Origin of the sequence: Collimonas sp. (assembly GCF_035566555.1) — a bacterium.
Taxonomy (GTDB): Bacteria; Pseudomonadota; Gammaproteobacteria; order Burkholderiales; family Burkholderiaceae_D; genus Collimonas.
In genome coordinates this window covers 1-9958 of the sequence record NZ_DATMRB010000035.1, presented here as the reverse complement: position 1 = coordinate 9958, position 9958 = coordinate 1, and the positions used below count along the sequence as shown (strand labels likewise).

The 9958-nt window shown below is 59.3% G+C and carries 12 protein-coding genes; 7 read left to right on the top strand and 5 right to left on the bottom strand.

From position 1 onward, the window contains the following. The 6 genes from rnpA to VNZ65_RS05370 all read left to right on the top strand — a co-directional run. Window positions 1-354, top strand: a 354-nt coding sequence (gene rnpA, locus VNZ65_RS05395) for a ribonuclease P protein component (RefSeq protein ID WP_325666823.1), incomplete at its 5' end; no start/stop codon positions are given. A gap of 94 nt (window positions 355-448) precedes the next feature. Further along, a complete protein-coding gene (yidD, locus tag VNZ65_RS05390; protein WP_325666821.1) occupies window positions 449-733 on the top strand; it encodes a membrane protein insertion efficiency factor YidD in 285 nt (94 codons plus the stop codon). 19 nt (window positions 734-752) lie between these two features. Continuing rightward, a complete protein-coding gene (gene yidC, locus VNZ65_RS05385) occupies window positions 753-2432 on the top strand; it encodes a membrane protein insertase YidC (protein ID WP_325666819.1) in 1680 nt (559 codons plus the stop codon). Between the two features lie 125 nt (window positions 2433-2557). After that, window positions 2558-3955: a tRNA uridine-5-carboxymethylaminomethyl(34) synthesis GTPase MnmE gene (gene mnmE / locus VNZ65_RS05380; protein WP_325666817.1), complete on the top strand. Its 1398-nt coding sequence runs from the start codon at window positions 2558-2560 to the stop codon at window positions 3953-3955. Between the two features lie 113 nt (window positions 3956-4068). Further along, window positions 4069-4800 carry a hypothetical protein gene (locus tag VNZ65_RS05375; RefSeq protein WP_325666815.1) on the top strand — a complete coding sequence of 244 codons (732 nt, stop codon included), beginning with the start codon at window positions 4069-4071 and terminating at the stop codon, window positions 4798-4800. Between the two features lie 307 nt (window positions 4801-5107). Further along, a complete protein-coding gene (locus tag VNZ65_RS05370; protein ID WP_325666813.1) occupies window positions 5108-5719 on the top strand; it encodes a DUF1294 domain-containing protein in 612 nt (203 codons plus the stop codon). Window positions 5720-5737: 18 nt separating this feature from the next. Here the strand turns inward: VNZ65_RS05370 and VNZ65_RS05365 are convergent, their stop codons facing one another. The 3 genes from VNZ65_RS05365 to VNZ65_RS05355 form a co-directional block, all read right to left on the bottom strand. After that, the gene (locus VNZ65_RS05365; RefSeq protein ID WP_325666811.1) at window positions 5738-6820 is read right to left on the bottom strand and encodes an AI-2E family transporter; all 1083 of its coding nucleotides are present in this window, start codon (window positions 6818-6820) and stop codon (window positions 5738-5740) included. 17 nt (window positions 6821-6837) lie between these two features. Further along, complete coding sequence (locus VNZ65_RS05360; RefSeq protein WP_325666809.1) at window positions 6838-7467, bottom strand: histidine phosphatase family protein; 630 nt, start codon at window positions 7465-7467, stop codon at window positions 6838-6840. Between the two features lie 370 nt (window positions 7468-7837). Continuing rightward, on the bottom strand, window positions 7838-8413 hold the full coding sequence (locus VNZ65_RS05355) for a TMEM175 family protein (RefSeq protein WP_325666807.1): 576 nt from the start codon (window positions 8411-8413) through the stop codon (window positions 7838-7840). A gap of 286 nt (window positions 8414-8699) precedes the next feature. On the opposite strand from VNZ65_RS05355, the gene VNZ65_RS05350 reads away from it, so the two are divergent. Then, window positions 8700-9017 carry a hypothetical protein gene (locus VNZ65_RS05350; protein WP_325666805.1) on the top strand — a complete coding sequence of 106 codons (318 nt, stop codon included), beginning with the start codon at window positions 8700-8702 and terminating at the stop codon, window positions 9015-9017. 40 nt (window positions 9018-9057) lie between these two features. Here the strand turns inward: VNZ65_RS05350 and VNZ65_RS05345 are convergent, their stop codons facing one another. Both VNZ65_RS05345 and VNZ65_RS05340 read right to left on the bottom strand, forming a co-directional pair. After that, a complete protein-coding gene (locus VNZ65_RS05345; RefSeq protein ID WP_325666803.1) occupies window positions 9058-9486 on the bottom strand; it encodes a type IV pilin protein in 429 nt (142 codons plus the stop codon). Window positions 9487-9499: 13 nt separating this feature from the next. Continuing rightward, window positions 9500-9958: hypothetical protein (locus tag VNZ65_RS05340; protein ID WP_325666801.1), on the bottom strand; the 459-nt coding region annotated here is incomplete at its 5' end.

The window sequence follows — 9958 nt, the reverse complement described above, 5'->3', positions numbered from 1 at the left end:
GACCGGCGCATCGTTAAAACGGATGAGTTTTCATCCGTTTTTCGTTTGCGCCCTGTCTATAGAACAGCGCACTTCGTCTTGTACACCCGCCGCAACACGCTGCCGCATGCCCGTCTGGGCGTGGTGGCGGCGAAGCGGCTGGCGCCGCGCGCTGTGACGCGTAACACGGTCAAACGGGTTACGCGCGAGCTGTTTCGCCTGACACCATTGCCGCCCATCGACTGCATTGTGCGTTTATCCAAACCGGTAAACACCAAGGCAGGTCCGGCTACCACTGCGCGCCTGAAGCGAGAATTGCTGAGCGAGCTCAAGCAGCTGTTCGCCTCGCAACGCCCGGCGGCCGGCAAGCCGTAACGACAGTTATGGCTTGGGGCTTGTATTGTTCCAGCCTGACTATATGTATATGTACGGCGACGGCAGGCCGGAAGAAGAAGGGAAAAAAGCTGTCATGAAAATGCCTCTACTGTTCCTGTTGCGACTCTACAAACTGGGCATCAGCCCGTTTCTGGGACAGAATTGCCGTTTTTATCCCAGCTGCTCCGATTACGCAGCCGAAGCAATCCAGACGCATGGCGCCCTCAAGGGCAGCATGCTGGCCGGACGTCGCCTGTGCAAATGCCATCCCTGGCACGCCGGCGGGCTCGATCCGGTGCCGCCGCACCAGTCATCCGCATCTCCATCTGCAGCCAAACCCGCATCCGCTAGCCGGTCGTGCGGTTGCAGCCATTCCTGAATCATAGATAAATACTCTTATGGATATCAAACGTACCGTCCTGTGGGTTGTATTTTCGGTGTCGCTATTGTTCCTTTGGGACCAATGGCAGCGCCATAACGGCCAACCGTCGCTGTTCTTCCCGGGCACCGCTCAAACCGCACCTGCCGCTAGCGGCCCTGCCAATGCAGCTGCCGGCGCCAGCGCCAGTGCTGATGTGCCGCAGGCTTCGGCTAGCGCAGCCGGTACTCCGGCGCCGTCCGCCAGCGCCGTACCTGCCACCGCAGCCGACGCCAAGGGCGAAGTCATCACCATCACTACCGATGTGGTCAAGGCTGACATCGATACGGTTGGCGGCGAACTGAAGCGCCTGGAACTGCTGAAGCACAAGGATACGGTCGATCCGACCAAGAACCTGGTGCTGTTCGACTCCAGCGCGACCCGCACCTACCTGGCTGAAACCGGCCTGATCGGCGGTCCTTTCCCTAACCACAAGTCGCCGTTCACGGCGTTGCCTGGCGTGCGTACGCTGGACAACGGCAATCAGGTGCAACTGGTGCTGGAATCGACTGAAGGCGGCGTCAAGCTGACCAAGACTTTCACTTTCAAACGCGGCGATTACTCGATCGACGTCAAGCACACTGTCACCAACGAAAGTGGCGCTCCGGTCTCGCCTTCGCTGTACCTGCAGCTGGTGCGTGACGGCAACGCGCCTGAAGGCGAACAGCGTTTCGTCCACACCTTCACCGGCGCTTCGGTGTACACCGAAGGCAGCAAGTTCCAGAAATTCCCGTTCGACAAGATCGAAAGCGGCAAAGCTGAACACGCTACCAAGTCTGACGACGGCTGGTTTGCCCTGATCCAGCACTACTTTGTTTCCGCTTTCATCCCGCAAGACAAGGCGCCGCGCGAAATCTTCACCAAGAAGATCGCCACCAACCTGTACGCGGTCGGCAACATTCTGCCGCTGGGCACGATTGCACCAGGCGCCAGCGTCACCATGGATGCGCGCCTGTATTCCGGTCCGGAAATCCAGAGCGACCTGGAAGCGGTTGCCCCTGGCCTGGAACTGGTCAAGGACTATGGCTGGCTGACCATCATCGCCAAGCCGATTTTCTGGCTGATGACGCAGATCCATAAAGTACTGGGCAACTGGGGCTTCACCATCATCGCCCTGACCGTGCTGATCAAGCTGGCGTTCTTCCCATTGTCGGCGGCGAGCTATCGCAGCATGGCCAAGATGAAGCTGGTGACGCCGAAGATGACCGCGATCCGCGAGCGCTTCAAGTCCGAGCCGCAAAAGATGAACCAGGCCATGATGGAGCTGTACAAGACCGAAAAGATCAACCCGCTCGGCGGCTGTCTGCCGATCGTGATCCAGATCCCGGTCTTCATCTCGCTGTACTGGGTGCTGCTGGCCAGCGTCGAAATCCGCAATGCGCCGTGGATCGGCTGGATCCACGACCTGGCCGCACCGGACCCGTTCTACATCTTGCCGGTACTGATGGCGGTCTCGATGTTCATCCAGACCAAGCTCAACCCGACGCCGCCTGATCCGATGCAAGCGAAAGTGATGATGTTCATGCCGCTGATTTTCTCGGTCATGTTCTTCTTCTTCCCGTCGGGCCTGGTGCTGTACTGGGTCACCAACAACGTGCTGTCGATTGCGCAGCAATGGGTGATTACCCGCAAGATGGGTGCTGGTCCTGCGAAAGCCTAAATCGATTTAAATTGGTTTACATCGATTGTCGTAAAAAAGCCCGTGAATCAAGAATTCACGGGCTTTTTTGTTGGCTTCTGCTTGTCGCTGTTTCTATTATCCAACAACCCTCGTAGAATAATTCCATGTCTTTCGATTCCTCTCCCATCGCCGCCATCGCCACCGCACCCGGACGCGGCGGCATCGGCGTAGTCCGCATCTCCGGCAAGCATCTCGGTCCCGTCATTGAAGCCGTTTGCGGCGTTGCGGAAAACAAGCTGATCCCGCGCCACGCCACCTATCTGCCGTTCAAGAACGCCGACGGCAGCGTCATCGACCAGGGCCTGGCGATCTATTTCAAGGCGCCGCATTCCTACACCGGCGAAGACGTGCTGGAGCTGCAGGGCCATGGCGGCCCGGTAGTGCTGCAGATGCTGCTCAGCCGCTGCCTGGCGGCCGGCGCGGAACTAGGCTTGCGCATGGCGGAGCCGGGCGAATTCACGCAGCGCGCCTTCATCAACGACAAACTCGACCTGGCGCAGGCGGAAGCCGTGGCCGACCTGATTGAAGCTTCGACCGAGGCGGCGGCGAAGTCGGCTTCGGAATCCTTGTCTGGCGCGTTTTCCAAAGTGATCCACGCGCTGGTGCAGCAAGTCACCAATCTGCGCATGCTGGTGGAAGCGACCTTGGATTTTCCGGAAGAAGAAATCGACTTCCTGGAAAAATCCGATGCGCGCGGCCAGCTGGCGACCATCCGCAGCACGCTCGACAATGTCTTCAGCCAGGCGGCGCAGGGCGCCTTGCTGCGCGATGGCTTGAACATCGTGCTGGCAGGGCAGCCGAACGTCGGCAAATCATCTTTGCTCAACGTGCTGGCCGGCGCCGACGTCGCCATCGTCACGCCGATCGCCGGCACTACGCGCGACAAGGTCACCGAAACAATCCAGCTGGAAGGCATCCCGCTCAACATCATCGACACCGCCGGCATCCGCGACGCCGAAGACGCCAACGATGAAGTCGAACGCATAGGCATCGAGCGCACCTGGGCCGCGGTGGCCAAGGCCGACGTCATCCTGCACATGCTGGACGCCAACCATGGCCCTTCGCTGGCCGACGAAAAAATCGTCGCCCGCTTTCCGCAGAGCGCGCCGATCATCCGCATCTGGAACAAGATCGACCAGTCCGGCCACAAACCCGCGGTTGATGTAATGGGCGACGCCACCCATATCTATCTGTCGGCCACCGATTATCTCGGCATCGACCTGCTGCGCGCCGAACTGCTGCGCATCGCCGGCTGGCAGCAAACCGGCGAATCGCGCTACCTGGCGCGCGAGCGGCACCTGATTGCGCTGAAGGCGGCGCGCGACCATCTGGAGATTGCCGATCAGCACGCTAATATTGACAATCGCGTTAATGATCAGTCGCTGGATCTGTTCGCGGAAGAGTTGCGGCTGACGCAGGATCGGCTGAGCAGCATCACCGGGGCGTTTACGCCGGATGATTTGCTGGGGGTGATTTTTTCGCGGTTTTGTATCGGGAAATAGGTAGTAGCCCAGGATCACCCAATATCGCGCCCGAATCGTAAAACTCTGCGATCCGCGTTCCGTTCCGCGCAGCTTGATGCTTTATTAACACTGTCTTAGACAACGGTTTTCTTATGTTCCGCAAACTAGCTTCGCTCCTTGGTCTTAAAAGCGTAGCCGCTTCGGCGAGCGGTCTCGACAAACAGGGCTCTCCCGCGCCGTACAAGCAAGCAGAAATCAATTTCATCTATAACTTGCTCTTCTGCGACGATCTCTCGCTGTTTGAATTGAAGAACGGGGAGCCGCCGACGTACTGGCAACTTGCCCTCTTCAGCCAACCGCCTGATGTGGAAGCAATACGACATATCGCTGAAAACCAGGATGAGGAAAGCCGCATCCGGGCCATTGCCTACAACTGGCTGCGGGAACACGGCCATCCGGTACCATCACGCCAATTGTTTGGCGTTATTGTCGAAGTCCCTGTTGCCGGTGGCCTGGATACGCTGGCAGCCTATCCGGACGGCCGTGTCCGCTACATCAACCACACCGGAAAATTAGCCGTATTTGAAGCTGGGGTCGAACAGCTCGAAGCGAAAGCAAAATCCCTGGTGGCATCCGCGATTCCCGCGGTAGACAATATGGGACCATGGGATAAAAAGCGCCTGCCGCCTCCAGCAAAAGAAATTGTGAGGATGACCTTCCTGGTCTCTGACGGACTGTACTTCGGTCAAGGTCCCTTTGCGCTGATGGAGAAGGAACCGCTTGCTGCGCCGGTAATTCAAAACGCCGGCGGACTATTGCAGATTGTCATGAACCTGAGCACTAAATCACAAGCAACTGGCTCATCTGACGCGACTAAAAATTAGTCGTAGGGTGGGCAGAGTTTCTGCCCACGCTGAGTGCACTCCTCGATTGACCGATATTCCGCGTGGGCACAAGTGCCCACCCTACCAATTCCCCCAAATAAAAATGCCGTTCGGTTTTCACTGAACGGCATGACTCCTGCAATGTGGGCTTTTTCGCATTCGCGATTTATCGCCACTACAGATATTGAAATCCGGTGTGTTGGCACAATATCGGTAAAGTCTCCTCCAACACTCCCTAAGTTTTGGATTCAGCCCGCCGCCGCAAGGCAGGCGGGCTTTTTTTACCTATTTCAGCTATCGGCTCCCCATGCGCTACCAAGGAAAAATCACCAGCTGGAAGGACGGCAAGGGCTTTGGCTTTGTCGCCACCAATGGGAAAAGCGAAAAGGCCTTCATCCATATCAAGGCGTTTGCCGACCGCAGCCGGCGGCCGGCCGAAGGGGATCTCATCAGCTATGAGCTGATCCTGGAACAAAACGGGCGCTTTCGCGCCGACAAAGTCCGGTTTGCAGGCGCTGCTGCCGCTGAGCCGACACCTGCCAGATCGGGGCCGCTAGCGATCATTTTCGCTGCTGCGTTTTGCTGTTTGCTGCTGCTCGCCGGTTTTTGGGGGAAGCTGCCGTTTGCATTTGCCGGCCTCTATCTTGCGGCCAGCGTGGTGGCCTTTGTCGCTTACGCCATTGACAAATCGGCGGCGCAAAGCAGGCAATGGCGCATCAAGGAAAACAATTTGCACATCCTGGCTTTGCTCGGCGGCTGGCCGGGAGCTTTGCTGGCGCAAAAGCTGCTGCGGCATAAAACGAAGAAGGCGCCGTTCCAGACGGTCTTTTGGCTGACGGTGCTGCTCAATTGCTGTGCACTGGGCTGGCTGTTTACCGAAAGCGGTTCTGCCTTCATCCGACCGCTGCTACATAGCTGACCATAATCGGGAAGGGGCTCAGTCCTGTCCTACCCAGTCACGCCACAATACCGTCAGCACGGTCATCAGCGCCGGCCCGATGAACAAACCCAACAGGCCGAAGGTCTGGGCGCCGCCGAGGATGCCGAACAGGACCAGCAGGAAGGGTAGGCGGGTGGAGCTGCCGATCAGCAGCGGCCGCACGAAGTGTTCGGCGACCAGGACCACGACGAAACCGAATACTGCCACGCTGATTGCGGCGACAGAGGCGCCCTGCGCAAACAGCCAGAGCGCAGCTCCGCAGAACACGATCGGGGCGCAGAACGGCAGCATGGCGGCAATCGCTGTCAGCAGGCCGAGCAGGGTGGCATGCGGCACGCCGGCGATGGCGTAGGCGATGCCCAGCAGGGCGCCTTCGCCTATACCGACCACCACCAGCCCGGCGACAGTACCGCGCACGGCTGCCGTCATCTGGTGCGCCAGCAGGGCGCCGTCGACTCCGAAAGCGCGACGGGTCGCTTTGACCAGGTTGCCGCTCATCCTGGAACCGGCCTGGAACATCACGAACAGCGTCATCAGCATGAAGCCGAACAGGATCAGTCCATGCGCCGCCAGCGCACCGAAATGGCGGCCGGCGGTGACGGCTGCTTCGACATGCAGTCCCTTGATGAAGGGTGAGTCGTGCAAAGGCCGGGCCAGGTTTTCCTGCCACCAGGCGGTGATTTGCTGCGAACTGAAAGGCAGGTGCTCGAGCAGGCCGGGCAGCGGCAAGCCGTTCGCCTCGGCCTGCTTGAACCATTCGATGAAATCGTGCGATTCGTGCGCCGCCTGGGTGATTACCAGCACAAAGGGCAGCACCACGAACAAGGCCACCGCCGTGGTCAGCAGCAATGCCACGCCAATCGTCCGCTTGCGCGACGCATGCGGCGTCTCCAGCCGCAGCAACAGCGGCCAGAGGGCGATGGCGATGACGCCGGCCCACACCACGGCAGGGATGAAATCGCGCATGACCCACAGCGCCAGTAACACCAGCAGGCTGTATAGCGCGATGGAGGCGGCGGTCTGGGCGTTCGGTGCTTTCTTGCCGGCGGCTTCTGCTTCGCCTGGTTTACGTTGGATCATGGAGTCTCTTTCCTGGTTTAGCCGCCGGGGCAGGTCGAGGGACGGTCGTTCAAACCTTCCTTGTCGACGCTGAAATTGATTTTGGCGCCGGCGCCATCGCGCACGATGCGCAGCAGGTAGATGCTGTCGAAGTCGTTGTCTTCCCAATGCGGCACGCTGGCGCGGTCGCCGCCGTATTCCACCACGATCTGGCGCGCCAGCTTTTCGATGATCTTGTGCTCCCAGCCGACCACCAGCAGGCTGCGCCGGTATTGCGGCGCCAGCAAGGCGTTGCGCAGGTCGTCGGTCTTGGAAAAATCGATCGCAGCATTCACCGGCAGGCCGAAATAGATGGCGCTGGGTTCAACCGTGGCCAGCGGACGCACATAGTCGTAGCGCGTGCCGTGGTCTTTCTTTTGGGTGGCGGGATCGGGGGCGAAGATGACATCGGGTTTGCCGTATTTCGCCTCGAGCACGCGCGGCAAGGCCAGCGCTCGGTTGAGACCCTGGCAATTCAGCTGGCCGAGGCCTGCTTCGGGCTTTTCGCCGTGGCGCAGCAGGACGATGGTCTGGACGTCGGGAGTTGTAGCGCCGTCGCCGGCCTGTGCGCTACAAAACAAGGAAACGCCAATCAGGGCTAAAGCTACGCGTGATGCCAAGTGATTCATGAAAATCCAGGTAATGTGATGCACAGCGACGCGTGCGATCGGAAAATTATCCCGCATCTCTAGGAGATAAAGTGCATTAATTTGCAACACGCGCCGATGGACGCGTGCCCGACTCCAGAAATATGCGTCAACGAATTCGCCGAAATATTGTTATCAGCGAGCCTTGAATGTCAAACGCCTGTCATATTGGCTCGCTAAGATAGCTACTCCTGTCAGCACCAGCGTGTCGATATGTGAGTAGATTCATTCATAGCCTTGTCACTTTGCAGATAGCACTGGATGGCTAGAATCTCCTCATATATCGATAATGCCTGCGAATACGGCATTGCGTTCCCCCTAAGACCTACTATCACAAAATCTGCCGTGGATTTCAGCTACTGAGCACTTTTTCAATGCGCCGGTCGGGGATCAGCCACATGATGGCGACCGCCACGTAAAGTCCGAGCCCGATCCAGCGGCTCACAAAACTGAGCGGTATCGCCAGGGCGTAGCCGACCACCGAGATCTTGCCCTTGAAATCGTTGCCTATGGCCTTGGCCAGGGCTGAGTCCCCGCCATGCAGCTTGATCAGGGTCCTGCTCAGGATGTAATAGGCGACCCCGGCCATCATCAGCACCACGCCATACAGGGCGACCGGTACTTCGGCGAAATGGTTTTCCCCCATCCAGCCGGTGGCGAAGGGGATCAGGGAGAGCCAGAACAGCAGGTGCAGATTGGCCCACAGCACCGGGCCGTTGATCTTTTGCACCGCGTGCAGCATGTGGTGGTGATTGTTCCAGTAGATGCCGGTGTAGATGAAGCTCAGCACATAGCTGATGAACACCGGATAGGTCAGCCATAGCGCCGAGAGGCTGGCTTCATGCGGCACTTTCAGCTCGAGCACCATGATGGTGATGATGATGGCGATGACGCCATCGCTGAAGGCTTCCAGACGACCTTTGCCCATGCCTGCTTCCTTTATGTGGCGGTTTGATCATGCTATCCCAGGCAAGCGCCTATGGGTGCGCCTTGCGGCAATTTCCCGAATGTGCACCGATGCGCTTGTCAGCGAGGCAATGCTAATAAGGCAAATCAGAAAAATGACATGCTAACCCGCATCAATTTTTGCCACAATAATTTACTTAACGTTACACTTGTTGCCCCTCGGAATAACATTGACGCGCGCTAGCCCGTAAACTGAGGCTGTGGAATGGCGAATTCGCCGCAGGAAGCACTGGCAACCAGGAAATCAAATGAAAAAACTTTTAGCATGTCTGGCGTTTGGCGCCATCGCCGCGGGTGCATGCGGCAGCGCGGCTGCCGGCGTGAATGTCGGCGTCGGCATTTATGTGCAGCCGCCGCCGCAACCCTACTACCCGCCGGTAGTGCAATATGAGCCGCGCTATGTGCCGGCGCCGGTGTATTACCCGCCGCCGCAGCCGGTCTATGTCGAACCGGGCTGGCGCGAACACCGTGAATGGCGCGAGCGGCGCGACGACGATTGGCGCCGTGAAGAATGGCGTCGCCGGGAAGGGTGGCATGAACACCGTCGCCATCGTGACGACGACTGAGTCCCACTCCGCCTGAAACAAGCCCGCGTCAGCGGGCTTTTTAACGTCCCCAGCATTCTGCGAACGGGGCGGTATTGCCGATCAGTCCGCGGGCGCCGGTATGGTCCAGGGTGAACGTGCCGCATTTATCCGCCACCACCGGCGCCGCGTGCAGCTGATAGGCTGTGGCGTGGGTCTGGCCGCTGGCCAGGCTGACCGCATGTTTCGCGGCGCCGCTCCTGGGCGACTGCTCCAGTCCCGCGGGCAGGACGGGGATCTGGCCATCGGCGCCGAGATAGCTGTGCTGTACCGAGAAGCGCCGTTCCATCCAGCTGGCGGCTTCCAGCAGCACCGCACGGGCGGCAATCCGCTCGCTGCGCCGGACATGCTCGACGTAGCTGGATATGGCCATGCTGCTCAAGATGGCCGTGATCGCCACCACTGCCATCAACTCCAGCAGCGTGAATCCGCGTCGGCCGTACCTGTCCATGCGGCGCTGCTTTCTAGCCAGGATCGAGCAGCGGCGCCGGCAGCTGGCGCCAGGTCCGGACCGGGTGCTGGTTCACCGGCTTGATATCGACCGCATGCGGCAAGCCGTCGCGGCCGGCGATCACCAGCTGCTTGCGGCCGTCCGGCAGCTTGATGAATATCGGCGTGACGATGGACGCGGGCACTTCTGCCACCGCGGTATTCTTCAGATCGCCGCCGAATGCGCTGTCACTGGTAGCGCCGCCGCTGTTGTAATCAATCGCAATGAGATAGGACTTGTCACGCGCGGGGGCATAGGTCAGCAGCCACAATACGCCGTCGATGATCTGCAGCTTGCCGACGGCGTAGCCGAGTTTTTCCGGCAAGTCGATATACCAGCCACGCGCTACGCTCCAATTGACAACGTTGCTGCTCAGCTGCCACTGGCCGTCGCTGTCTTCCGTCAACACCTGCCGCTGCAACTGCTCTCTGCC

Excerpts from the sequence above, each read along its gene's own strand:
- VNZ65_RS05355 (WP_325666807.1), bottom strand. The coding sequence starts at position 8,413 with ATGGGCAAAGGTCGTCTGGAAGCCTTCAGCGATGGCGTCATCGCCATC.
- yidC (WP_325666819.1), top strand. The coding sequence starts at position 753 with ATGGATATCAAACGTACCGTCCTGTGGGTTGTATTTTCGGTGTCGCTA.
- mnmE (WP_325666817.1), top strand. The coding sequence starts at position 2,558 with ATGTCTTTCGATTCCTCTCCCATCGCCGCCATCGCCACCGCACCCGGA.
- VNZ65_RS05345 (WP_325666803.1), bottom strand. The coding sequence starts at position 9,486 with ATGGACAGGTACGGCCGACGCGGATTCACGCTGCTGGAGTTGATGGCA.
- VNZ65_RS05365 (WP_325666811.1), bottom strand. The coding sequence starts at position 6,820 with ATGATCCAACGTAAACCAGGCGAAGCAGAAGCCGCCGGCAAGAAAGCA.
- VNZ65_RS05360 (WP_325666809.1), bottom strand. The coding sequence starts at position 7,467 with ATGAATCACTTGGCATCACGCGTAGCTTTAGCCCTGATTGGCGTTTCC.
- VNZ65_RS05370 (WP_325666813.1), top strand. The coding sequence starts at position 5,108 with ATGCGCTACCAAGGAAAAATCACCAGCTGGAAGGACGGCAAGGGCTTT.
- VNZ65_RS05350 (WP_325666805.1), top strand. The coding sequence starts at position 8,700 with ATGAAAAAACTTTTAGCATGTCTGGCGTTTGGCGCCATCGCCGCGGGT.
- yidD (WP_325666821.1), top strand. The coding sequence starts at position 449 with ATGAAAATGCCTCTACTGTTCCTGTTGCGACTCTACAAACTGGGCATC.
- VNZ65_RS05375 (WP_325666815.1), top strand. The coding sequence starts at position 4,069 with ATGTTCCGCAAACTAGCTTCGCTCCTTGGTCTTAAAAGCGTAGCCGCT.